This window comes from Nocardioides sp. NBC_00368 (assembly GCF_036090055.1).
GTDB lineage: Bacteria > Actinomycetota > Actinomycetes > Propionibacteriales > Nocardioidaceae > Nocardioides.
In genome coordinates, this window is record NZ_CP107970.1 from 2050434 (window position 1) to 2074736 (window position 24303).

The following is a 24303-nucleotide window of genomic DNA, read 5'->3' on the forward strand; positions in this document are numbered from 1 at the left end:
GGCACACTGATGCGAACCAATCGCGGCCGATCGGGCGGTTCAAAACCGTGTGTATCCTCCCGAAAGGAGGCGGCAGGTGACTCCCCTAGGTCCACATGCAGGCCTGATCGGGCGGATGGACGAGTGTCAGACTCTCGACGACTTGCTGGCAGGAGCAAGGGCGGGGCGTAGTGCAGCCCTGGTCCTCCGCGGAGCACCGGGGATAGGCAAGACCGAGCTCCTGAAGCACGTTCATCGGAGCTCCTCCGACTGCCGGGTCTTGCGAGCCGCGGGCGTCGAGTCCGAGATGGAACTGTCATACGCCGGTCTGCACCAGCTCTGCATGCCCCTGCTCACCGGACTGGACCGCCTTCCCAAGCCGCAGGCCGAGGCCCTTGCCACGGCGTTCGGCATGCGCGCGGGGCCGGCGCCCGACCAGTTCTTCGTCGCGCTGGCGGCGTTGAGTCTGCTCGCTGACGCGGCGTCAACCCGACCCCTCGTCTGCCTGATCGACGATTCGCAGTGGCTGGATCAGGCCTCGGCACTCACGTTGGGCTTCGTCGCCCGTCGGCTGTTGGCCGAGTCCGTCGTGCTGGTCTTCGCGGGTCGTGAGCCCGCCCCCGCTGGGGCGCTTACCGGCTTGCCAGAGCTGCATGTCACGCGCCTCTCTGATCACGACGCCCGAGCCCTCCTCGCCTCGGTCACTCCCGGCCCGTTCGACCCGCATGTGCACGACCGTCTCCTGGCCGAGGCCGACGGCAATCCGCTGGCACTGCTCGAGCTGCCCCGCAGCCTCACCGCTGCCGAGCTGGCGGGCGGACTCGTCGGTGCCGAGGCGCGCCCCTTGCCCGTCAAGCTCGAGGAAGGGTTTCAACGCCGGATCGAGTCCCTTCCCGCGGACGCCCGACTCGTCTTGTCCATCGCCGCCGCCGAGCCGTTCGGTGACGCAACCTTGCTACGCCGCGCGGCCGAGCGCATCGGGATCGACATCGAGGCCGCCATCGAGCATGCCGACGTCTCTGAACTGATTACGTTGGGCACCAAGGTCCGGTTCCGACACCCACTGGTGCGGTCGGCGGTGTACCGGGCGGCATCCGCGAGCGAACGCCGAGAGGCGCATCGGGTACTCGCCGAGTCAATCGACATAGGTGCTGATCTCGATCTTCGGGCCTGGCACTCGGCACAGGCGGCAACGGGGCCTGACGAAGGGGTGGCCGCCGAACTCCAGCAGTCGGCGGAGCGGGCCCGGGCTCGGGGCAGCAATGCCTCAGTCGCAGCGTTTCTCGAGCGAGCAACGGCGCTCACGCCCGATCCGGCCGAGCGTGCCCGGCGCGCCCTGGACGCCGCACAGGCCAAGCTCCAGGCCGGCGAGTTCGACGCCGCGGCCGGCCTTCTCGCCATCGCCGAGTCCGGTCCGCCCGACGAGCTCCGGTTAGCACTGGCCCACCGCCTTCGCGCTCAGATTGCGTTCGCCCAGAATCGGGGCGAGGAAGCACCACCTTTGCTGCTCGCCGCCGCGCGACGGCTCGAGCAGATCGACCTCACGCTGGCGCGCGACACCTATCTGGAGGCCGTCCTGGCAGCGGTCTTCGCTGGCCCTCTAGCGCGTGGACCGGGCATCCGCGAGGTGATCGCCGCCGCCCGATCTGCGCCTCGACCTGAAGCACCGGAACTTCCCGACGATCTCTTGCAGGCCCTGGCCGTGAGCATGGCGGACGGCTATTCAGCTGCCGCAGACATCAAGAAGCGGGTTCTCCAGCGTTTTCGCGACGACACTTCGGACCGAAGCTCATCGCGCTGGGTATGGCTGGCCGAGGTGATAGCGGCCGACCTGTGGGACGACCACAGCTGGGACCTCCTGGCGACACGACACGTGACGATCACCCGCAACGCCGGAGCGCTCACAGAGCTGCCGCACGCGCTCGACTCGCGAAGTCTGGTCCACATTCTGGCCGGAGAGCTGGCGGCTGGCGCGGCTCTCATAGGTGAGGTGGACATGGTGAGCGAGGCGATCGGCAGTCAGACGGCGCGCGTGCAACCGCTCGTCCTGGCGTCCTTCCGAGGCCGCGAACGGGAGGCTCGCTCTCTCATCGACACGATGATGAGCGAGGCGGTGCCGCGCGGCCAGGGTGCCGCGGTTGTGGTGACTCACTGGGCCCGGGCGGTGCTCTGCAACGGTCTCGCCCGCTATGAGGAAGCGCTGGCGGCCGCCAGCGAGGCAGCGGCTTCGCATGAACAGTTCGGGGTGGCGAGGTGGGCCTTGCCGGAGCTGGTCGAGGCGGCGGCGTACAGCAACGACCGCGAGCTCGCCTCCGACACGTTGGAGCAGCTCTCGCAGGTCGCCCGGGCCAGCGGAACCGAGTGGGCACTCGGCCTCGAGGCGCGGTCGCGTGCGCTGCTCAGTCCGGATGGCCAAGCGGAGCAGCTGTCCATCGAGGCCATCGAGCGCCTGGGTAGGACCCAGGCTCGCGTAGACCTGGCTCGCGCGCATCTCACGTACGGCGAGTGGCTCAGGCGCGAGGGTCGTCGCACGGATGCCCGGGTCCAACTGACCACGGCGCACGAGATGCTGACCCAGTTCGGGCTCGAAGCCTTCGCCGGACGCGCCGAGCGCGAGCTCCGAGCGACCGGTGCAACCATTCGGCGTAAACAGACCATCGCTTCGAAGGCGGCCTTGACCACGCAGGAGGAGCAGATCGCGCGGCTCGCCGGCGAGGGGCTGACGAACCCCGAGATCGGCGCGCGGCTGTTCCTCAGCCCCCACACGGTGGAATGGCACCTGCGCAAGGTGTTCCAGAAGCTCGGCATCTCCTCACGAAGGGAGATATCCGCCAAGCTGCCCCGTGACAGCTCGGCGACCACGGCCTGATCCGGGTCTCCTGCCTCGGCCTACTCGGACAGCCTCCGGTCAGCGGACAACATGTGCATCGGCGTGGAGACACGTTCGGGGACACGCCGGACGTAGGCTCCGAGCCATCGGCACGACACCCGGAGGCAACCGGAAGGAGCGAGGATGCTCGCGTACGAACGGACCGGCAGCGGGGAGCCGCTGCTCCTGATCCACGGCATCGCGCACCGCCGGCAGGCGTGGGCGGGGGTGGTCGAGCGGCTGGCCGACGAGTTCGAGGTGATCACGGTCGATCTGCCCGGGCACGGCGAGTCGCCGGCGTTCGATCTGGCGGGACGTACGGTGCGGGAGGCGGTGACGGCGGAGCTCCATGCGCTGCGCAGCGAGCTCGGGGTCGAGCGGCCGCACGTCGCGGGCAACAGCCTCGGTGGGCTGCTCGCACTGGAAATGGGCGATGCGGGGCACGCGCGTACGGTGACGGCGCTCTCCCCCGCCGGGTTCTGGATGAACCGCGTCGACTACCTCTACGTGCGTGGCCTGTTCGCCGGCATCCAGGCGGTGGCGCGGCCGCTGGCGCCGGTGGCGGGGACGGTGCTGCAGTCTCGGGTGGCGCGTACGGTCACGATGAGCCCCTTCTTCGCCCACCCGGAGCGGATCGACCCGGCGGTCGCGGCCGCCGACACGGCCAACATGGTCGCCTCGCGGGAAGGGATCAAGACGTTCTTCAGCGGTGTCTACCGCTACGACTACCCCGGACCGCCCGAGCCCGACGTCCCCACCACGATCGCCTGGGCCTCCCGCGACCTCACCCTGCTCCCCTACCAGGCGAAGGTGGCCGCGCAGCGTCTCCCGCACGCGACCCACCGCCGGCTGGCGGGCTGCGGCCACGTACCGATGAACGACGACCCCGACCTGGTGGCCGAGGTCATCCGCGAGACCGCTCGTACGCAGCCACGCGACCAGCAGATCGCCTAGCAGGTCGCCTAGCCGCGCGCCGCCAGGATCTCGCGCGGGTCGAAGGCGACCCGGATCTCGGTGATCAGCCCGTCATCGACGCGCATCCAGTTGGCGGTCGGGGCGGGCTCGGCGACGGTGGTGTGCAGGTCGAACCAGGTGATCACGCTCGGCCCGGCGGCGAGCCGCTCCTTCACCTCGATCCTGTCGAGCACCTGTGCCATCCCCTCCAGGCCCGCGACGCAGCCGCCGGCTCCCTCGATCGTGGCGAGCGGGCCGGCGAAGCTCACGTCGTCGGCCAGCAACGAGCGCAGGCGGGTGAAGTCGCGCTCCTGCCAGGCGGTGAAGTACGCCTCGGCGAGCTCGGCAGCGGATGCGGTCATCGGGATCTCCTCAGGTCGATTCGGTTTTCACCACCCAGCCTGACCGGAGCCGATCCAACACTCAAACAGATAGTTCTGCTGGTTGCTAGCATCAATACTTATGGAGATCGGACAGCTCCGCTACTTCGTCGCCGTCGTCGACCACGGCTCGTTCACGGCCGCGGCGCAGCGCCTCCACGTCAGCCAGTCGGGCATCAGCGCCCAGCTCGCCAAGCTCGAGCGCGAGCTCGGGCACGAGCTGCTCGTCCGAGGTCCCCGCAGCGTACGGCTCACCCACGCCGGTGAGACGCTTCTCCCCCGCGCCCGCGAGGCGATCCGGGCGATCGAGGGCGTGCGGCAGAGCGCGGACGAGCTGAGCGACCTGATCCACGGCCACGTACGCCTCGGGATGATCGCGGGCTGCACGATCCCCGGCTTCCTCGACGCCGTGGCCACCTTCCACCGCGAGCATCCCGGCGTCGGCGTCGAGCTCGTCGAGGACACCTCCGACCGCCTCCAGCAACGTACGCTGGCCGGCGAGCTCGACCTGAGCCTGATCTCGCACGCGGGACCTGTCAGCGACGGCCTGGCCACGGAGTCGGTCAGCGACGAGCGGCTCGCGGTGATCACACCGGCCGGCCATCGCCTCGCCGGCGCTCAGCCTCGGCTCGCCGACGTCCACGAGGAGACGGTGCTGTGCATCCCACCGGGGACCGGCGTACGGACAGCTCTGGAGCGGTCGTGCGCCCGGGCCGGCGTCGAGCCGAAGGTCGACCTGTCCGGCTCCAACCCGGAGACGCTGCTCGGGCTCACCGCACGCGGACTGGGGGTCTGTGTGCTGGCGGAGTCGATGGCTGCCGGGAGCGATCTGGTCGCGACGCCGATCGTGGATGCGGAGGTGCGCGCCGGGCTGGCGCTCGTGATCCGGGAGGGCGACCAGCAGCGCGCCACCCGCCGGCTCTACGGCCTGCTTCAGGCCGCGCTGACCTGAGGATGGCGCAGCCCGGGGTGGCCGTCGGGCAGCGAGCGACGCAGCACGAACCAGCTCACCAGAAGGCACAACGCAACCAGCGGCCAGCTGAGCGCGACCCGGGCGATCGCCAGGGCGACCACGTCGCCGGACCACCACAGCGGGCCGAAGATGGCGACCCGGATGACGTACTGACAGACCCAGACCCAGCTCGCCAACGCATAGCCGTGCAGCAGCACCGGATCGCGGCGCCAGGCGCCGCGCTGGCGCAGCACCAGGCCGACGACCACGCCGAGCAGCGGCCAGCGGAATGCGATGCTGACCGCCCACACCAGAGCGCTGGCCGCGTTGGCCGCAAGCTGGACCACGAAGAAGTCCTCCGCCCGCCCGGTACGCAGCGCGATCATCGCTGCGACCGCGACCCCGGCGACGCCCAGCAGGACGGCGCGCGGCTTGCGGCCCTTGCGCCACTGCCACACGGCCACCGCCGCGGCCAGGCCGAGCGCCACCACCGTCGCGACCCACAGCTCCCCGCTGACCAGCCAGCCGGCCACGAAGGCGACCGGCGGGACGGTGGCGTCGATCGCGCCGCGGGCGCCTCCGAGGAGGTCGGCCAGGGTCTCGGCGTCGTCGTTGCGGCGGTCGGTCGTCGTCACGCGAGTAAGGGTAACCTTACTAGCAAGCGGTCGTGACGCCTCGGTCTGCAGAAGCGACGCTTCGGCCTGCGCTGGTGACGCTTCGGTCGGCGGGGTGACGCCTCGGCCTGCGGGGGCGACGCCTTGGCAAAATTTCACCGGGAGGGCAACCGGGCGACGTACCCCGGCCATCCGGCGCCGATTGGCTCTGAGCGCCGCTGCTCGGGCACGCGGAGACGGCTTACCCCCAGCGGAGGTTTCAACGTGTCACACGAGCACCACCCCCACTCGCACGGGCCCGACGGGCACCACCACGACCACGAGCACAGCCACTCCCACTCTCACTCCCACGAGGTCGACGAGATCACCCTCGCCGCCTCCTCGGACGCGTCCGACGGCGACCTGCGTCCTGCCGAGGTCTCTCGGCGCAACCTGCTTCGCGCCGCCGGTATCGCCGGGGCCGTGACCGCCGGGATGGCGGGCATGACCGGCGTGACGCCGGCGATGGCCGAGGCCGCCACCGCCACCGCCCGGACGGGCAACCGGGCCACGATCCGGCACTGGCTCGCGGGCGACCACCACATCCACACCCAGTACAGCTCGGACGGGATGTACCGAGTCATCGACCAGGCGCAGCACGGCGCTGCGTACGGCCTGGACTGGCTGGTCATCACCGACCACGGCGGCGCGACCCACGCGAAGCTCGGCGTCGACCTGGTCAACCCCGACATCGTCGCAGCGCGCAAGATCCTCCCGGAGACACTGATCTTCCAGGGTCTGGAGTGGAACATCCCGGCCGCAGAGCACGGGACGGTCTTCGTCGCTCCGGGGCGCAACGAGGTCGCGGTGCTCAAGCAGTTCGAGAACGACTACGACGGCAGCGTCAAGAACGCTCGCGCCAACACCCCGGAGAACGAGGCGCTCGCCGTCGCCGGGATCCAGTGGCTCGGCACCCAGAAGGCCAAGCGCCGGATCGAGGATGCGCTGTTCCTCGCCAACCATCCAGCCCGCAACGGCATCGACAGCCCCCATGAGGTGCGGGCCTGGCGCGACGCCGATCCTCGGATCGCGATCGGCTGGGAAGGCGCACCCGGACACCAGGCCGGCGGGCTGCCGACCGGCTACGGTCCGGGCAGCGCGCGCGGCGGCTACGGCAACTCTGCCGGTGCAGACTCGTTCCCGGGCTACCCGCCGGAGAGCTACCGTTCCTGGGGCGGCTTCGACTTCTACACCTCGACCGTCGGCGGTCTGTGGGACTCCCTGCTCGCCGAAGGGAAGCCCTGGTCGATCACCGCGAACTCCGACTCGCACCGCAACTGGAGCGACACGGCCGTCCGCGGTGGCGGCGACTTCAACGCCAACGGACGCTACGACGACCCGGTCTACGGCGGCGGGATCCAGCTCGACCTGGCCGACTTCTGGCCAGGCTTCTACAGCCGAACCCACGTAGGCGCCAGCACCCGCGACTACGGCGCAGTGATGCGCGGCATGCGCGACGGCCGGGTCTGGGTCGACCACGGCAGCCTGGTCAAGAGTCTCGACGTCCGGGTGGTCGCCACCAGCCGCCGCGGGACGGTCTCCGAGACCCTCGGGGGCACGCTGCAGGCGCCACGCGGCAGCCGCGTCGAGCTGGTGGTCACGATCACGGCCCAGGACGTCCCGAACTGGTCGCAGTTCATCCCGCAGCTCAACCGCGTGGACGTGATCCGCGGGGCAGTCGACGTCGACCACGCGTCCGGTGACGCCGACACGATGACCGCCCCGGACACCCGGGTCATCAAGCAGACCGACGTCTCCGGCCGCACCGGCACCTACACGCTGCGCTACGGCCTCGGCGAGCTGGAGGAGGCCTTCTACGTGCGCCTGCGCGGCACCGACGCCAATCGGTCCCAGCCCGGCTACCTCGGTGCGAACATCGACCCGGCCGGTCCCGCGATCGACGTCGTCGGCGACGCCGACCCGTGGGTCGACCTGTGGTTCTACACCAACCCGGTCTGGGTCGTCCCCACTCGATGACCACCCAGCGCCTGGCCGTCGACGCCGACGCCCGGGACCTCGCCGCCGCCGAGCACCTCGTCCATCGCCTGGACGAGGTGCTCGGCGGGGGCCGGCCCGAGGACGCGTACGTCATCAGCACCCATGTCGTGCGCGAGCCGACTGCTCGCTTCGTGGCCGTCCTGGACTGGCCCGACGGCCCTCCGACCGAGGAGCTGACCGCACTCCTCGCCGACCGGCTCCCCGAGGCGTACGTCACCCTCGACTCCCCCGCGATCGCCGAGGCGGAGGCCCGGACCGCCGGCCGCCTGGCCCGCTATCCCGGCCGGACGAGCATCGAGACCGTGACCACGGTGGCCGCGGTCGAGTCCGGCAGCGTCGTCGACGCGGTGGAGGGGCTGGCCGGGATCGACCTCGACCCCGGCGACACCCTCGACCTCACCGGGTTCGCGCGGCCGGTGTGGCGCGAGGGGCGGTGCGTGCTCCTGGTCCAGCGGGCGGCCGCCGGGCTGGTGCCATTCGAGGCCCGCCACCAGATCCCCTGCTGCTCCGACCACTGAGACCAGCCTCTGAGTGACGAGCCTCAGACCGACGCCGAGCCCCGCGGCAGCGGCGCCTCCCAGTGGCGCCACATCGCCAGGAGCCGCCACCCGGAACAGGTGACGAACGCGACCGCCATGACGAGCGTCGCCGGCACACCGGCGAACAGCCCGAAGGCCGCGACCGCGGCGCCGGCGAAGGCCGGGATCGCGTAGAAGACGCTGCGGCGCAGGATGATCGGGACCCGGCCGGCGAGGACGTCGCGGATCGCGCCGCCGCCGACGCCGGTGGCCAGGCCCATGATCGCGGCCGCGAGCGGGGAGAGCCCGAAGTCGAGCGCCTTGACCGCGCCGGCGATGACGAACAGCCCCAGCCCGAGGGCGTCGAAGACGTTGACCATGGGCTCCAGGCGGCCCAGCGCCGGGTGGAAGAAGAACGTCAGCAGGCCGGCCGTCATCGGCACCACGAGGTAGCGCCAGTCGGAGAGCGCGGCGACCGGCGTCGCGCCGATGGCCATGTCACGCAGGAAGCCGCCGCCGAGACCGGTGACGCAGGCGAGGACGATCACGCCGAAGATGTCGAGCTCCTTGCGGACCGCCATCAGACCGCCGGAGAGCGCGAAGACGAAGCACCCGACCAGGTCGAGCACGAGAAGGGTCAGCGTCTGTTCCACTGCCAAATGGTCGCCTCGTCGGTCCCAAAATCCCCAAATGCCACGGCCTCGCGGCATGGGCACCCCATACGATGACAGTCAGTGGCGTAGGGTCGTCACAACCGTTTCTAGAATTGAGAAGAGGATGTCGGCCGAAGGATTGCCTTTGACTCCGGGCCAGCTCGAAGAGCAGGCACCGGATGAGGTTGGTCCCGTCCTTCTGCGGCTCATCTCGGTCAGTGACGATGGTCTACGCATGCTTCTCGTCGATGACGAGGATCGTGAATACACCGCCGACATCGACGACCGTCTCCGTGCAGCACTCGAGGCTGTGTCGACCCGCCGATCGGAGCAAACCGTGAACAAGACCCCGAGCAGCAGCCTGCGGCCCCGTGACATTCAGACCCGTATCCGTGCGGGCGAGAGTGCCGAGGAGGTCGCCGCTGTCGCCGGCACCACGGTCGAGAAGATCTTGGCCTTCGCCGGTCCCGTCCTCGCCGAGCGCGAGCACATGGCGCAGCGTGCCCAGCAGGCTTCCGTACGCCGTCGGCCCGGTGAGGCCGCCAGCACTGCCCGCACCCTGGGTGAGGCCGTCAGCGCCCACTTCCAGACGATGTACGTCGACCCCGAGTCGGTCAACTGGGACTCCTACCGGCGCCCCGACGGGCGCTGGAAGCTCACCGGCGAATACGAGACCGCCGAGCGCTCCGGCATCGCCGAGCTGACCTACGACGCCCCTGGCAACTACGTCGAGCTCGACAACGACGACGCCCGGTGGCTGACCGGCGAGAAGCTCGAGGCCGCTGCGCCCGAGCCGGAGCCGGTCGTCACCGACGACATGCTCGCCGCCCGCCGGCGCCGCGCGAAGAGCCCGGCCCCGGCCGCACCGGCCACCCCTCCCCCGGCTCCCAAGCCGGTCCCGGCGGCCAAGGCCGCGAAGCCGGACCCGGTCGACGTGGACACCCCGCTCGAGGCGTTCCTGGGCGACGAGAGCCCGACGGAGAAGCAGGAGCCCGTCCCGGCCGAGCCGGAGCCCATGCCGGAGCCCATGCCGGAACCGGCAGCCGTCGAGGCCGCCGAGGCCGAGCCCGCCGAGGAGGCCCCGCAGAAGCCCGCCAAGAAGGCGTCATCGCGCCGCAAGCGGGCCTCGGTGCCGAGCTGGGACGAGATCATGTTCGGCGGCGGCAAGCAGGACTGACAGACTCCTCACACCACGTTCACGGACCGGCCATCGGCCGGTCCGTGATGCGTTGGGGAGCCGACCGACCAGTGTCGGGCTGGGGTCGGTCGGCGTTCATGCGCCACCGATGAAGTGAGTGGAGGCAAGCACCTTCCACCTTTCTCGGAGGCCCCCCGATGCTCCTGCCCGAATCGCTGAGCCGACGCTCCCTCCTCTCCGGCACCGCCTCGACCGGTTTCACCGCAACCGCCGCCATGCTGCTCGGCACCGGCTCGATCCCCGCCGACGCCGTCTCCGTCAAGAGCGCCAAGCCGCTCTCCGGCTACCCGTTCACCATGGGCGTCGCCTCCGGCGACCCGCTCCCCAACTCCGTCGTGCTCTGGACCCGCCTCGCCCCCGAGCCGCTCGCCGTCGACGGTCTCGGCGGCATGCCGCAGGAGCCGGTCAAGGTCCGCTGGCAGGTCGCCGAGGACCCTCACTTCCGCAAGATCGTCAAGGCCGGCACCGTCACCGCCACCCCGAACTTCGGGCACTCGGTCCACCCCGAGGTCTGGGGTCTGCGCCCCGGCCGCGACTACTGGTACCGCTTCATGGCGGCCGGCGAGGTCAGCCAGACCGGCCACACCCGGACCGCCCCGGCGTACGGCTCCCCGCTGTCGCGGATGAGCTTCGCGTTCGCCTCGTGCGCGCTCTACAGCCACGGCTTCTACACCGCCTACCGGCACCTGGCGGACGAGGACGTCGATGTCGTCTTCCACCTGGGCGACTATCTGTACGAGTCCGGCGTCACCGCCGAGAACAACTGGCGCCGGACCACGGTCGACCCCTCGCTGGCCGGTGAGACCCTCGACCTGGCGCGATACCGTCAGCAGTACGGCCTCTACAAGTCCGACCCGGACCTGATGGCCGCCCACCAGTCGCACGCGTTCGTGGTCGCCCCCGACGACCACGAGGTCGAGAACAACTGGGCCGACGAGGTCCCGGAGGAGCGCAGCCAGTCGCAGGGTGCGCTGTGGATGCCGCGGCGTACGGCTGCCTTCCAGGCCTACTACGAGCACCTCCCGTTCCGCGCCAGCTCGCTGCCGGACGGGCCGGACATGCAGATCTACCGGAACCTGCGCTACGGCGACCTCGTCGACTTCAACGTGCTCGACACCCGGCAGTACCGCGACGACCAGGCCTACGGTGACGGGTCCGATCCCGCCTCCCCGGAGCTGACGCCGGACATCTACGACCCGTCACGCTCGATGATGGGTCTCGAGCAGGAGGCGTGGCTGCAGCGCAACTGGCGGCAGTCGACCGCCCGCTGGCAGGTGCTCGCCAACCAGGCGCCGATGGCCGAGACCGACCTCGACGAGACCGAGGCCAAGACGCTCTACATGGACCCGTGGGACGGCTACGTCGCCAACCGCAACCGGCTCCTCGAGGGTGCCCGCACCAGCGGGATCGAGAACCTCGTCGTCATCACCGGCGATCGGCACCACAACTACGCCAGCAACCTGCTGGCCGACTACGACGACCCCGAGTCGGCCGTCGTCGGCAGCGAGTTCGTCGGCACCTCCATCGCCAGCGGTGGCGACGGCGCCGACATGACCACCGGCGGCGAGACCCTGCTGCGCGCCAACGACCACCTGAAGTTCTTCAACAGCCAGCGCGGCTACGTCCGCGTGAAGGTCACGCCCGACGAGCTCTCCAGCGACTTCCGGGTCGTGCCGTACGTCGAGCGCCGGGGCGCGCCGATCTCCACCCGCGCGACCTACGTCGTCGAGAACGGCCGCCCCGGCGTCCAGCTCGACACCCAGAACGCGCCGGTCGGGACGAAGTACGCCGCCGTCGACATGCCCACGCTCAACCGCTGAAATCGACTCCGCCACCCCAGAGCGGCGCGCGCTCGTCGAAAGGAGGTGGAGCGAGGAAGTGCAGCGACTGAGCGGAGCCGACGTCCACGAGTGCTGAAAGCGCCGCGATGCGCGAATTGCGAAGCAATCGCTATCCGAACGGCAGGGGCTCGGGCACCAGGGAGACGGACTGTGCCCGGGCCGCCGTGAGGCGGCGACGGTGGTGCTGGCGGCAGAGGACCTCGTAGGAGACCGCGCTGGGGGCGGTGCCGGATTCACGGTCGGTGTCGCCGACGACGACCTGGTCGCCCTCGGTGACCATGACGCCGTCCTCGACCCGGGCGTTGTGGGTGGCCCGCTTGCCGCACCAGCACAGCGCCTCGACCTGCAGCACCTCCGTACGGTCGGCGAGCTCGACGAGACGGGCGGCGCCCGGGAAGAGCCGGGTGCGGAAGTCGGTGAGGATGCCGAAGCAGAACACGTCGATCTGGAGTTCGTCGACGATCTTGGCCAGCGCCTCGATCTGCTCCGGGGTGTAGAACTGGGCCTCGTCGCAGATGAGGTAGTCGATCCGGGCGCCGTGGGTCAGCGCGTCGACGGCGTGACGCCAGAAGTCGAAGTCGTCGGTGACCTCGATCGCGTCGTGGGTCAGGCCCAGGCGAGAGGTGACCACCGCCTCGCCGGAGCGGTCGTGGACGGTGAAGATCAGCCCCACCCTGCCGCGAGCCGCGTGGTTGTGGTTGGTCTGCAGCGCGAGGGTCGACTTCCCCGCGTCCATCGTCCCGGTCCAGAAGGTCAGCTCAGCCACTCGCGGAAGCCTAGTGGTCCGCGCCCCGGCTCGTGGCAGGACCCTCGACGCTGGACTTGCTCCGCCGATAGTGGCGCGCGACCCGTGCCCGGTTGCCACAGCCCTCGGAGCACCACTCGCGCCGTGGGTGGTCGCGTACGAAGTAGAGGACGCAGCCGGGGCCGCCGCACGCCTTCAGCTCGTGGGGAGCCTGCCCGGCCAGCACCTCGGACCCTTCCAGCGCGACCAGGCTCAGCTCCCGCTGCAGGCCGGAGCCGTCGGCGAGCCACTCCCGCACGTAGCCGCCCTGTGGACCGTGGCGCAGGACGGACGTGCAGTGGGAGACGAACTCGTTGAGCACGGCGAGGGCCGCTTCGGTGCCGAGCCCCTCCGGGACGCTGTGCGGCCGGCTGTCGCCGGTCACCTCGGCGGCCAGCCGGCGCAGGGCGTCCCGGAGGGCCCGGGCCCGGCCCAGGTCGTGGTCGTTCAGGTCCTGGTGACGGCCGAGCCCCGCCTCCTCGGCCCAGGCCCGGAGGTGCGCCACGCTCTCCAGCGAGTCGTGCACGGCCGACCGGTCGGCCCAGATCGTGTTCATCAGACGTACGGCCCGGGGCTGGGTCGGGTACAGCACCGGCACCTGGAGCTCCACGGCGATCTCCTCCGTCATCGATCTAATGGTAAGGCTATGTCTCAGACGGTACCGCACCGCGGGCGACGGCCAGCTCGGCCTCGAGCTCGCTGATCCGCTCGGCCAGCTCGGCGACGGTCTGCCGGGCGGCCGCCAGGGGCACCAGCTGTGGGATGTGCTGCTTGCAGTTCCAGTCGTACGCCTCGACGTCGATCAGGATCCCGCGCTCGATCCGCGCCGAGCTCCCGACCGGAGCCAGCGAGTCGACCAGCTCGGGATCGTCCTCGAGCTCGACGACCCGCGCGCGGCCGAAGATCTTCATCCTGGCCTGCAGCTGGTAGTCGATCAGGAACAGGGAGACCCGCTCGTCGTGGTCGAGGTTGCCGCGGGTGATGTACTGCCGGTTGCCCCGGAAGTCGGCGAAGCCCAGTGTGGTCTCGTCGATCACCTTGAGGAACCCGGGCGGCCCGCCGCGGTGCTGCATGTAGGGCCAGCCGGTCTCGCTGACGGTCGCCAGGAAGAAGCTGTCCCGCGAGGAGATGAACGCCGCCTCGCCCCGCCCGATCCGGTCCCGCTCACCGCCCGCCTCGACCATCCGCGCGTACGCAGCTGCGCTCCCGTGGATCTCCTGGTGCTCGGTCACCAACGGCGTGAACGCGACCTGCCCGTAGCGCCCGGTCATCGCCGGCCCTCGACTCCGTGCTCACCCATGGCACCCCTTCCCGCCGCATGCGGCGAGTCGTCTCTAATGGATACACAGGGTGTAACCATTAGAGACGAGGTTCATTCCCTAGGAGACAAGCAGCGGGATGAGCATCTCGTCGGGCGTCAGCGAACCGTGCAGCCCGACCAGTGTCGTCTCGTAGTTGAACAGGCTCGTCGAGACCACCGCATGCTCGCCATGGGAGGCGACGATGACGTCGCCGAGCCGCGGCAGCACCGACGGGGTGACCGGTCCGAACCAGCCACGGCCGATCGCGGTCTCCCGGGTCATCACCTCGGCCTTGTCGCCCAGCTTCTCCGACCAGGTCGCGACCACGTCGCCGACCGCGCCGCGCGAGCAGTAGAGATGGCGGAAGCGGGCCTCGCCACCGACCAGCGCCACGCCGTCGCGGAGCTCGGGGAAGTCGTCGATGTCGGTGCGGGAGGCCGCCGGCGAGTCGACCATGCCGTGGTCGGCGAGCACCAGGAGGCGTACCGACGGGTCCAGGGCGTCCCGCAGCTGCTCGGCCTCGGCGTCGATCATCGAGAGCTGCTGCAGCCACGGCGAGGAGGCGACCCCGTACTTGTGGCCGGTCCAGTCCAGGTCGCCGTCGTAGAGGTAGGTGAGCGAGCCGGGAACCCGCGAGAGCGCGACCGCCGAGGCGATCCGCTCCCCCACCCGGTCGGCGCCGACGAACTCCGCGCCCCGGTGGGCGGCGATGGTCAGCCCCGAGCCGCCGAAGGCCCGCTTGTTGATGACCGTCACCGGCACCCCGGCCTCGCCCAGCCGCTGGAAGACGGTCTGGTTGGGCTGCCACTCGACGGGGTCGACGTCCTTGCGCCACTGCAGCGCGTTGAGGAGGTGCTCGGTGCCGGGGATGCGCGAGGTGTAGCCGACCAGCCCGTGGCCACCGGGCGTCAGCCCGGTCCCGAACGAGGTGAGGCTGGTCGCCGTCGTCGACGGCACCCCGGCCGTACCCGCCTCCTGGTCCTCGCTCAGCGAAGCCAGGAACGGCGCCGCGTGCGCATAGCGCCGCAGCAGGTTGGTCCCCATCCCGTCGACCAGGAAGACGACGTACGCAGCCGCCGAGGGCAGCTCGAGACCAGACCGTGCTTCCGCGGTGCCCAGTGGGACGTCCATGGCGGCGGCGACCGCCGGCAGGACGTCACCCAGTGAGCGCTCCCCGTAGGCGGGCGCGAGAAACCCGGTCACCTGCTCACCGGTTGTGGGTGCGAGCCGAGAGCGATTCCGCGAAGGAGAGCAGGCGCGCGACCGAGTCGTGACCGTCGGCGGCAGCCGAGACGCGCAGCGAGAAGTCGTCGGGGGTGAGGACGCCGGTGTAGCCGTGATCGGCGTCGCAGTTGGGGTCGGAACAGCCCGCGGGCTCCAGGTCGACGCGGTTGACGCCGCCCCACCCGATGGTCATGACGACCTCGGCCGGCTTGCTCGACCCCTTGGTCGGGTTGGTGATCATCCGGGTCACCACCACGGAGTTGACCGAGTCGATGCGCACGGCCTCGGTCGAGGTCGAGGTGTAGGGCTCGGGCAGCAGGTCGTCGCCGGCGTGCTCGTCGGTGTGGGCCAGGATCAGCCGGGACGGGGTCAGCACCAGCACGGAGAGGTGGCGGCGCACCTCGTCACGGTCGAAGGTCGGCTCGTGGTGCAGGAAGAAGGAGGACACCTTCTCCCCCGCCACGGCGGACGCGACGCAGTCGGCCACCACCTCGGGGTAGTAGCCGGTGCGGTCGATCTCGGCGCGCAGGTCGTCGGCGCGGTCGAGATCATCGGTGCGGGTGCTCATGACGCCCATCCTTCCACGGGCCGCCACAGGCCGCCTAGCCGTGGTACCTCCCGCGCGAGGCGCGGGTGGCCACGATCGTGAGGGCCAGGCCGCACACGGTCAGCACCGCCCCGGCGAGGTAGATGGGCCGGGGCCCGGCAGCCGAGTCGGCGATCAGTCCGCCGACGAGTCCGGCGCAGGCGGCGGCGACCTGGTAGCCGGAGGCGTTGACGGCCATCGCCAGTGTCGGCGCCTCCCCCGCTGTGGCCATCACGCGGGCCTGCATGCCGGGGATGATCGCGAACCCGAACAGACCGATCACGACGACTGCCGCGCCCGTGAGCGCGGTCGAGGTCGCGACGAACCAGGCGGCGAGGAGCGTCGCAGCCAACATGCCGAGCAGGCCGGGCTGGAACAGTCTCGGGTCGCGATCGTGGAGCGCGCCGCCGACGAGGTTACCGATCGTCGCGCCTACCCCATAGGCGAGCAGCAGCAGGGGCAGCCGGCTCACCGGGTGGTCGGCCAGACCCGTGAGCAGGGGCGCGAGGTAGCTGAACACCATGAGCACACCGACGTTGCCGACCGCCGTGACGGCCAGCGCGAGCAGCACCGGGGTCCGGCGCAGCACGCGCAGCTCGGAGACCGCGGAGGTACGGCCCGCCTCGGGTGGCGGGGTCAGCTGCCAGAGCACCAGGGCGAGACCGATCAGGCACGCCACGGCGATCGTGGCGAACGTCGCCCGCCACCCCCACTGGCCGCCGATCTGGGTGCCGACGGGCGCACCGAGGATCATGGCGAGGTTCATCCCGAACGCCAGCCGGGCCACCGTGCTCCCGGCCCGCTCCGGTGGCGCCGACTGCACCGCGATCACGATGGCCTGGGCGAAGAACGTCGAGGTCACCAGTGCGGTGACCACCCGAGCCACCAGCAGCAACGAGAACCCGGGGGCGAGAGCGGAGACCGCGTTTCCGAGGGCCGCGACGGCCAGGAGCGAGAGCATCAGCCGCTTCCGGTCGACACCGGCGGTCACAGCCGTGAGCACCGGACCGCCCATGATCATGCCGACGGCGTACGCCGTGACCAGCAGCCCCGCGGACCCCACGGTGATCCCGAGGTCGGTGGCGACCTCGGGCAGGATCCCGGCGACCACGAACTCCCCGGTGGTGATGCTGAAGACGCAGAACATGAGGATGGCGAGTCGAAGCATGACCGGCACGCTAAAGTCTCACATCAATGTGAGGGTCAAGCCGAGGCGCGAAGGAGCAGTCCCGTGAAGATCGGCGAGCTGGCGGACCGGACCGGAGTCAGCGTGCGGTCGTTGCGCTACTACGAGGAGAAGGGTGTCCTGGCCCCGGACCGCACCTACAGCGGATATCGCATCTTCGCCGACTCCGACATCCACCGGGTGGCGCACATCCAGACGCTGCTAGCGGCAGGTCTCGGCATGGATCTCATCGGCGAGATCCTGGCATGCCTGTCCGGCGAGTCACTCCTGCTGGACGACTGCCGCGAACGACTGATGGCGGAGCGCCGCCGGATCACCGGCGACATCGACCAGCTCACCCACACCCGATCGCTGCTGGACGAGCTGCTCGCCACCACCGCCGCACCTGATCCGTCGGCACCCGAGGTCGGCGGCCGTGATCGGCTCGGTGGCGGCTAGCCGGGGAGCGTGTCGCCGACCGCCGGGTTGAGGCGGCGTACGAACCAGTCGGAGCGGGGATCGGCGACCAGGTCGACCCGGGCGGTGGCGGTGAGGACGGCGGAGTACTCCAGACCGACCAGGACCAGGGACAGGTCGAGCGAGGAGATCTGGGGCAGATCGTTCTGCAGCTGGGCGACCTTGAGGACGAGCCGCTCGATCTCGTCGACGTCGACCATGTCGCCGCCGCGGTAGCCGAAGAGCATCGGGGCGGCCTTGATCTCGCGCACCATCGAGGCCGCGTCGCGCTGGGACAGCGGCGGGATCCGGTAGGTGCGGTCGGCCAGCAGCTCGGTGATGGGACCTGCGATGCCGAAGGAGACGACGGGCCCGAACAGCGGGTCCTCCATCGACCGGATCGAGACCGGGACACCCGGCGGTGCGGTGCGCTGCACCGCGAACCCGCCGGTCTCCGGCGAGATCCGGCTGGTGATCAGCTCCCAGGCCTCGGTCATCTCCTCGACGTCGTCGATGTTACGTGCGACGTGAGCCTGGTCGGGCCGCTCCCGGACGCTCTCGACGGTCGCCTTCAGCACGACGTCCCAGCCGAGGTCCTCGGCCGCGGCGATCGCCTCCTCGAGGGTGGTGACCTTGTGGGTGTTCCACAGCTTGATCCCGTAGGCAGCCAGCACCATCGTCAGGTCCTCGCGGCTCAGCTCACCACCCGAGGGGCGTGCGGCGAGCACGTCGGTGACGATCTTGCGTGCCGTGCGCGGGTCGCACTCCTCGGCGCTGAGCCAGGGGGTCTCGCCGTCGGCGGTGCGCAGCCACACCGCGTACTCCACGACCTTGGCCAGGGCACGTACGGCCGACTCGACCGAGGAGTAGGACGGCACCGAGCCGCGACCCGCGGTCGACCCCGCGACGTCGGGGACGCGGAGCAGCTCGGGGACACCCTCGGCGCCGAGGAAGCTGGTGACCAGCGGCTTGTCGGACTGCTCGCCGACCGCGGCGAGCACGTTGGCGATCTCCTCGCCGGAGACGTTGAGCGGTGGGATGTAGACCGAGATCACCGCATCGACCTCGGGGTCGTCGATGGCCGCGTCGAGCGCGTCCTCGAAGTCCTCCGCCGACGGCTCGGTGGGCAGCGGGACCTGCTTGTTGACCTGCAGACCCACCGAGACCGCGGCGTCGGCGGCCAGCAGGCCCAGGGCGTCGGAGTTGCCGACGATGGCCACCCGCCGACCGCGCGGGAGCGGCTGGTGGGCGAGCAGCTGCGCGACGTCGAACATCTCGTCGAGGGTGTCGACCTGGATGATCCCGGCCTGGCGGAACATCGCGTCGACCGCCGCCGGCGGGGCGCTGATCTTGCGGACCGCGTGGCCCATCGGCACACCCTGGGTGGTGCGGCCCGAGCGGACCGCGACGATCGGCTTGCGCTGGGACACCCGGCGCGCGATGCGGGAGAACTTCCGCGGGTTACCGATCGACTCGAGGTACATCATCACGACCTCGGTCGAGACGTCCTCCTCCCAGTACTGGAGGAGGTCGTTGCCGGAGACGTCGGCGCGGTTTCCGGCGCTGACGAAGGTCGACAGACCGAGGCCGCGGTTGTTGACCTTCTCCAGGATCGCCGAGCCGAGCGCACCCGACTGGCAGAAGAAGCCCGCACGCCCGCGCGGCGGCATCGTCGGCGCGAGGCTGGCGTTGATCTTGACCTGCGGGTCGGTGTTGATGACGCCGAGCGCGTTGGGCCCGATCAGCCGCAGGCCGTAGGACCGGGACAGATTCACCAGCCGGCGCTGCCGCTGGCGACCCTCCTCGCCGGTCTCCGCGAAGCCGCTGGAGATGACCACGAGCCCGTGCACGCCCTTGGCGGCGCAGTCGAGCACGACGTCCTGCACGGCGTCGGCGGGCACCGCGACGATCGCCACGTCGACGTCGTCCGGGATGTCCTGGACGCTCTTGTAGGCGGGCATCCCGCTGACCGCGCTGGAGCTGGGGTTGACCATGTAGACCCGGCCGGTGAAGTCACCGATCACCAGGTTGCGTACGAGCGCCTGACCGACGGTCTCCTGCCTCCGGCTGGCGCCGATGACCGCGACCGAGCGCGGGTTGAAGAAGCGGTGGATCGAGGCGGCCTCGGCCTCGTGCTCGCGCAGCGCGAGGCGGCCGACCGCGGTGTCGGTGACGTCGATCCCGAACTGCAGCGAGATGACCCCGTCCTCGTAGACGCTGGCCACCTTGTAGCCCGCGTCGCGGAAGGTCTGGATCATCCGGGCGTTGTCGGGCAGCACGTCGGCGGTGAACTTGGTGACCCCGCGCTCGCGCCCCGCCTGGGCGAGGTGCTCGAGCAGGATCTGCGCGATCCCGCGGCCCTGGTAGTCGTCCTCGACGAGGAAGGCGACCTCGGCCTCGCCGGGCTTGACCACGTCGTAGCGGCCGACTGCGATCATCCGGCCGCGCAGGGTCAGGATGAAGGCGACCCGGTCCTTGTGGTCGACCTCGGTGAAGCGCGCGACGTCGCGGGCCGAGAGGTGCGGCATCGGTGAGAAGAAGCGGTAGTACTTCGACTCGTCGCTGACCCGGTGGTCGTAGAAGTCGACCAGCAGGTCCTTGTCCGCCGACCTGATCGGCCGGATGTGTGCCGTCCGCCCGTCGCGCAGCAGCACGTCCGCCTCCCAGTGGGAGGGGTACGGCGGAGTCTGCTGCGCGGTCACGAGAGAAATCTAGCGGTACGCACCAGTTGCCGACCGCGACACAGTCGTAGCAGATCTTGCTACACTGTCGGTATGAGCACGACGATTCCGCAACGCGATCTTCGCAACCACAACGCTCAGATCATCGACCGCGTCCGCGCCGGAGAAGCGTTCACCGTGACCCGCGACGGCATCCCGGTTGCAGATCTCGTGCCTCACGTCCCGAGCACGAAGCCCCCGGTCTGGCGCAGCTCCGACAACATCCCTCGCTGGGACGAGCCCGATGCGAACGACGATGTCGCCCGCGATTGGCTCGCCGACATTCGTAGTCTCGACGAATTTATCGACGACACCATTCGTGATCCGTGGGAAGAGCAGCAGGGATGAGTATCCACGATCTTGGCCTCCTCGACACTTCGGTCGTCATCGCACCGCCACCCGATCTCGCCGACCTCGCGGCCCACGTAGCCATCTCGGCCGTCACGGTCGGCGAGCTTTCATTCGGGCTGCACACATCGGACCCGATCAAGTCCGCGGAACGCGAGCATCGCTATAGGACCGTCCTCGCGGCGTACGACCCGATCCCTTACAGCGTCGAGGTCGCACACTGGTATGGCGCGATAGCCGCTGCCGTGAAGACAGGCGGACGCAATCCACGGAGCAGAACAGCCGACCTCATGATCGCGGCTACCGCCCGTCACGCCAAGGCTGCGCTCCTCACGCGTAATCCCGGGGACTTCAAGGGCCTCGAGCACATCGTCACGGTGGTGCCTGTCTAGGACAGGCCCTCGCCGTCAGTGACGTACGGCGTTGGCGCGGTCGCGCTCGTTGAGCACCCGCCAGCCGTCGTAGTCCCAGTTCCGCGCCAGCTTCTGGGCGTGCCTGGGAGCATCTCCCTCGTGGTTGCGCAGGACGAGCTCGCGCACGGCGAACTCGACCGCCTCCTGGGGCGTGGTCGCGCCGGAGATCCGCTGGACCTCCGCGAGCAGCTCGTTGTCGAGCTCAATCTGGGTGACAGCCATCGTCAGCACCTCCGTGTGCGTCAGCGGGTGATGTCCTGATCCATCCAGCGTACGCGCCCAAGGGCTGCGAACGGACCCCCTCCGCTAACAGCCACCCATGCCGTAAGCGCGAGTCACGGTGGCGACGCGTACCTGGTAGTCCTCGTACCACAGGCTCCGACCGGTCTGCTGGGCACGACGGTGCTCAGCGACGGTCTTCCAAGACCGGGCGGCCTCGTCGTCGGTCCAGTACGAGACGGTGATGCCGATCCCGTCGCGGGCCGACTCGATACCCAGGAATCCCGGCTGCTCGGCGGCGAGCTCTTCCATCCGGGCGGCGGTCTCCGCATACCCGTCACCGGTCGGCGTACGCAGGGAGGTGAAGATGACGGCCGTGTAGGGCGGCTCGGGCGTCTTGGCGATGCTCACGGCCGGACGCTAAACCCGACGAATCCGAATGCGGAAGCGATTTCGACAACCACGCGCCTACGGCGAGCCCCGATGGCGGACTCGCACAGGGATTCGAGACAATGCCCCTTATGGCACGCGGCAAGACCAAACAGGACGTACCCGACGACTTCGAGGAGCACATCCTCGACACCGACATCGGGGACGAGATGCGGTCCTCATTCCTGGAGTACTCCTACTCCGTCATCTACTCCCGGGCACTGCCCGACGCCCGGGACGGTCTCAAGCCCGTGCAGCGGCGGATCCTGTTCACGATGAACGACATGGGCGTACGTCCCGACCGCGGCCACGTGAAGTGTGCCCGCATCGTCGGTGAGGTGATGGGCAAGCTGCACCCGCACGGCGACGGCGCGATCTACGACGCCCTGGTCCGGATGGCGCAGCCGTGGGCGATGCGGCTGCCGATGATCGACGGTCACGGCAACTTCGGCTCCCCCGGCGGCGACGACCCGGCCGCGGCGATGCGTTACACCGAGGCCCGGATGGGCCCCGCCGCGCTGGCGATGACCGATGACATCAAGGAAGACACCGTCGACTTCCGGCCCAACTACGACTCGCGGGAGATGGAGCCGAGCGTGCTCCCCGCCGCGATCCCCAACCTGCTGGTCAACGGTGCCACCGGCATCGCGGTCGGCATGGCCACCAACATGGCCCCGCACAACCTGGTCGAGGTCATCGCCGCCGCGCGCCACCTGATCAAGCACCCGGGCGCCGAGCTCGACACGCTGATGAAGTTCGTCCCCGGTCCCGACCTCCCCACCGGCGGCACCATCGTCGGCCTCGACGGGATCCGGGATGCGTACGAGACCGGCCGGGGCTCCTTCAAGATCCGGGCCACCACACGGATCGAGCCGTTCGGGCGCCGCAAGGGCATCGTGATCACCGAGCTGCCGTTCAACATCGGCACCGAGAAGATCATCGAGCGGGTCAAGACGCTGGTGCAGTCCAAGAAGATCCAGGGCATCGCCGACCTCAAGGACCTCACCGACCGCGAGCACGGCACCCGGCTCGTCATCGAGGTCAAGAACGGGTTCGTACCCGAGGCCGTCCTCGAGCAGCTCTACAAGATGACGCCCCTGGAGGACTCCTTCGGCATCAACAACGTCGCGCTCGTCGACGGCCAGCCGCGCACCCTCGGCCTCAAGGAGCTGCTCGAGGTCTTCCTGGGCCACCGCTACGACGTGGTCCGCCGGCGTTCGCAGTTCCGTCGCGACAAGGCTGCCGACCGGCTGCACCTGGTCGAGGGCCTGCTGATCGCGATCCTCGACATCGACGAGGTCATCCAGCTGATCCGCTCCTCCGACAACGCGGGCGAGGCTCGCGAGCGCCTGATGTCGGTCTTCGACCTGAGCCAGCCGCAGGCGGAGTACATCCTCGACATGGCCCTTCGCCGGCTGACGAAGTTCTCCAAGATCGAGCTGGAGAAGGAGCGCGACGAGCTCCAGGCCACCATCGAATACCTCGACTCGATCCTCGGCGACGACGAGATGCTCCGGAAGGTCGTCTCCGACGAGCTCGGCGAGGTGGCCAAGACGTTCGGAACCCCGCGCCGCACGGTACTCCTGGCCTCGGCCGGGACGCCGGCGCTGGAGGCGATGAGCCTCGAGGTCGCCGACGACCCGTGCTTCGCGCTGCTCTCCTCGACCGGGCTGCTGGCCCGCTCCTCCGACGCCGAGCCCTTCACCACCGGCTCGGCGCGCGCCAACCACGACGTGATCGTCTCGGTGGTCCCGGCGACCGCGCGCGGCCAGATCGGTGTGCTCACCTCCCGCGGCCGTCTCGTACGTCTCGGGGTGCTCGACCTGCCGGCGATGCCGCCGACCCACGGCGACCCCAACCTGTCCGGTGGTCTTCCCCTGTCCGCGCTGCTCTCGCTGGAGTCCGACGAGCGGGCGCTGGCGCTCACCACGCTGGCCACCGACGGACCGGGCATCGCGCTCGGCACCCGCCTCGGTGTCGTGAAGCGGGTCAACCCCGAGGTGCTGCTCAACAAGGACGAGTGGGAGGTCATCAAGCTCGCCGACGGCGACGAGGTCGTCGGCGCGGCCCAGCTGCGCACCGGCACCGAGTCGCTGGTCTTCGTCACCTCCGACGCCCAGCTCCTCCACTTCCCGGCCGACACGGTGCGGCCGCAGGGTCGCAGCGCGGGCGGGATGGCCGGGGTCCGGATGGCCCACGGCTCGAAGGTCGTCTTCTTCGGCGTCGTCTCCCCCGACGCCCCCGAGGGTGCCGCGGTCGTGACCGTCGCCGGGTCGTCCTCGGCTCTGCCCGGGACGGAGACCGGCAGCGTGAAGACCACGCCGTTCAGCGAGTTCCCGGCCAAGGGCCGGGCCACCGGCGGCGTACGCGCCCATCGCTACCTCAAGGGCGAGGACACCCTCGTCTTCGCCTGGGTCGGCGCCGCTCCTGCGATGGCCTCCGCGGCCTCGGGGGCGCCGATCGAGCTGCCCGAGATCGACCCGCGCCGGGACGGTTCCGGGGTGCCGCTGGAGCAGCCCATCGACGCCGTCGCCGGGCCCGTCGCCCACACGTTCTCGGTTTCTGCCGGGTAGGTGGATGCTCACCGAGGTAACTCGGTCGACGCACGCTTCCCTCGCGGAGTTCCACGAGGGAAGCGGATGCTCACCGAGGTAACTCGGTGA

23 protein-coding genes are annotated in these 24303 nt (G+C 70.1%); 11 read left to right on the plus strand and 12 right to left on the minus strand.

All coding sequences use genetic code 11. From position 1 onward, the window contains the following. Positions 1–76 precede the first annotated feature (76 nt). On the plus strand, positions 77–2848 hold the full coding sequence (locus tag OG984_RS09770) for an ATP-binding protein (RefSeq protein ID WP_442940977.1): 2772 nt from the start codon (positions 77–79) through the stop codon (positions 2846–2848). A gap of 144 nt (positions 2849–2992) precedes the next feature. Then, entirely contained in the window at positions 2993–3802 is an 810-nt protein-coding gene (locus tag OG984_RS09775; RefSeq protein WP_328531396.1) for an alpha/beta fold hydrolase, read from the plus strand. 8 nt (positions 3803–3810) lie between these two features. Here OG984_RS09775 and OG984_RS09780 read toward each other — a convergent pair whose 3' ends face one another. After that, entirely contained in the window at positions 3811–4164 is a 354-nt protein-coding gene (locus OG984_RS09780) for a nuclear transport factor 2 family protein (protein ID WP_328531397.1), read from the minus strand. Between the two features lie 100 nt (positions 4165–4264). Here OG984_RS09780 and OG984_RS09785 point away from each other — a divergent pair, with 100 nt between their 5' ends. Next, on the plus strand, positions 4265–5134 hold the full coding sequence (locus OG984_RS09785; protein ID WP_328531398.1) for a LysR family transcriptional regulator: 870 nt from the start codon (positions 4265–4267) through the stop codon (positions 5132–5134). On the opposite strand, the gene OG984_RS09790 is transcribed toward OG984_RS09785, so the two are convergent. After that, positions 5116–5769: a DUF3159 domain-containing protein gene (locus tag OG984_RS09790; protein ID WP_328531399.1), complete on the minus strand. Its 654-nt coding sequence runs from the start codon at positions 5767–5769 to the stop codon at positions 5116–5118. The genes OG984_RS09785 and OG984_RS09790 overlap by 19 nt on opposite strands. 243 nt (positions 5770–6012) lie before the next feature. Between OG984_RS09790 and OG984_RS09795 the strand changes: the two genes are divergently transcribed. After that, positions 6013–7764: a PHP domain-containing protein gene (locus OG984_RS09795; protein ID WP_328531400.1), complete on the plus strand. Its 1752-nt coding sequence runs from the start codon at positions 6013–6015 to the stop codon at positions 7762–7764. Then, positions 7761–8303, plus strand: a complete 543-nt coding sequence (locus OG984_RS09800) for a hypothetical protein (protein WP_328531401.1) — start codon at positions 7761–7763, stop codon at positions 8301–8303. The genes OG984_RS09795 and OG984_RS09800 overlap by 4 nt, the downstream gene beginning before the upstream one ends. A 23-nt stretch (positions 8304–8326) precedes the next feature. Here OG984_RS09800 and OG984_RS09805 read toward each other — a convergent pair whose 3' ends face one another. Next, entirely contained in the window at positions 8327–8956 is a 630-nt protein-coding gene (locus OG984_RS09805) for a trimeric intracellular cation channel family protein (RefSeq protein WP_328531402.1), read from the minus strand. Between the two features lie 124 nt (positions 8957–9080). Here OG984_RS09805 and sepH point away from each other — a divergent pair, with 124 nt between their 5' ends. Both sepH and OG984_RS09815 read left to right on the plus strand, forming a co-directional pair. Next, entirely contained in the window at positions 9081–10133 is a 1053-nt protein-coding gene (gene sepH, locus OG984_RS09810) for a septation protein SepH (RefSeq protein WP_328531403.1), read from the plus strand. 158 nt (positions 10134–10291) lie between these two features. Further along, the gene (locus OG984_RS09815) at positions 10292–11974 is read left to right on the plus strand and encodes an alkaline phosphatase D family protein (protein WP_328531404.1); all 1683 of its coding nucleotides are present in this window, start codon (positions 10292–10294) and stop codon (positions 11972–11974) included. A gap of 130 nt (positions 11975–12104) precedes the next feature. On the opposite strand, the gene OG984_RS09820 is transcribed toward OG984_RS09815, so the two are convergent. The 6 genes from OG984_RS09820 to OG984_RS09845 form a co-directional block, all read right to left on the minus strand. After that, entirely contained in the window at positions 12105–12761 is a 657-nt protein-coding gene (locus tag OG984_RS09820; RefSeq protein WP_328531405.1) for a thymidine kinase, read from the minus strand. A gap of 10 nt (positions 12762–12771) precedes the next feature. Next, the gene (locus OG984_RS09825) at positions 12772–13407 is read right to left on the minus strand and encodes a CGNR zinc finger domain-containing protein (protein WP_328531406.1); all 636 of its coding nucleotides are present in this window, start codon (positions 13405–13407) and stop codon (positions 12772–12774) included. Between the two features lie 16 nt (positions 13408–13423). Continuing rightward, the gene (locus OG984_RS09830) at positions 13424–14050 is read right to left on the minus strand and encodes a pyridoxamine 5'-phosphate oxidase family protein (protein ID WP_328531407.1); all 627 of its coding nucleotides are present in this window, start codon (positions 14048–14050) and stop codon (positions 13424–13426) included. Between the two features lie 108 nt (positions 14051–14158). Continuing rightward, positions 14159–15283 carry an alkaline phosphatase family protein gene (locus tag OG984_RS09835; protein ID WP_328531408.1) on the minus strand — a complete coding sequence of 375 codons (1125 nt, stop codon included), beginning with the start codon at positions 15281–15283 and terminating at the stop codon, positions 14159–14161. A gap of 4 nt (positions 15284–15287) precedes the next feature. Beyond that, a complete protein-coding gene (locus OG984_RS09840) occupies positions 15288–15872 on the minus strand; it encodes a DUF5998 family protein (RefSeq protein WP_328531409.1) in 585 nt (194 codons plus the stop codon). Between the two features lie 34 nt (positions 15873–15906). Next, the gene (locus OG984_RS09845; RefSeq protein ID WP_328531410.1) at positions 15907–17058 is read right to left on the minus strand and encodes an MFS transporter; all 1152 of its coding nucleotides are present in this window, start codon (positions 17056–17058) and stop codon (positions 15907–15909) included. Positions 17059–17121: 63 nt separating this feature from the next. Here OG984_RS09845 and OG984_RS09850 point away from each other — a divergent pair, with 63 nt between their 5' ends. Next, positions 17122–17514: a MerR family transcriptional regulator gene (locus tag OG984_RS09850; RefSeq protein WP_328531411.1), complete on the plus strand. Its 393-nt coding sequence runs from the start codon at positions 17122–17124 to the stop codon at positions 17512–17514. Here the strand turns inward: OG984_RS09850 and OG984_RS09855 are convergent. Next, entirely contained in the window at positions 17511–20213 is a 2703-nt protein-coding gene (locus OG984_RS09855) for a bifunctional acetate--CoA ligase family protein/GNAT family N-acetyltransferase (protein ID WP_328531412.1), read from the minus strand. The two genes, OG984_RS09850 and OG984_RS09855, sit on opposite strands and share 4 nt — an antisense overlap. A 72-nt stretch (positions 20214–20285) precedes the next feature. Between OG984_RS09855 and OG984_RS09860 the strand changes: the two genes are divergently transcribed. Both OG984_RS09860 and OG984_RS09865 read left to right on the plus strand, forming a co-directional pair. Continuing rightward, complete coding sequence (locus OG984_RS09860) at positions 20286–20579, plus strand: type II toxin-antitoxin system Phd/YefM family antitoxin (RefSeq protein ID WP_328531413.1); 294 nt, start codon at positions 20286–20288, stop codon at positions 20577–20579. After that, on the plus strand, positions 20576–20971 hold the full coding sequence (locus OG984_RS09865) for a PIN domain-containing protein (RefSeq protein WP_328531414.1): 396 nt from the start codon (positions 20576–20578) through the stop codon (positions 20969–20971). The genes OG984_RS09860 and OG984_RS09865 overlap by 4 nt, the downstream gene beginning before the upstream one ends. Before the next feature lie 15 nt (positions 20972–20986). Here the strand turns inward: OG984_RS09865 and OG984_RS09870 are convergent, their stop codons facing one another. Together OG984_RS09870 and OG984_RS09875 are read right to left on the minus strand one after the other, a co-directional pair. Beyond that, entirely contained in the window at positions 20987–21214 is a 228-nt protein-coding gene (locus OG984_RS09870; protein ID WP_328531415.1) for a type II toxin-antitoxin system VapB family antitoxin, read from the minus strand. Between the two features lie 84 nt (positions 21215–21298). Then, positions 21299–21622, minus strand: coding sequence for an antibiotic biosynthesis monooxygenase family protein (locus OG984_RS09875; protein ID WP_328531416.1), 324 nt, complete (start codon positions 21620–21622; stop codon positions 21299–21301). Positions 21623–21732: 110 nt separating this feature from the next. On the opposite strand from OG984_RS09875, the gene OG984_RS09880 reads away from it, so the two are divergent. Further along, complete coding sequence (locus OG984_RS09880; RefSeq protein ID WP_328531417.1) at positions 21733–24213, plus strand: DNA gyrase/topoisomerase IV subunit A; 2481 nt, start codon at positions 21733–21735, stop codon at positions 24211–24213. Positions 24214–24303: the final 90 nt, after the last annotated feature.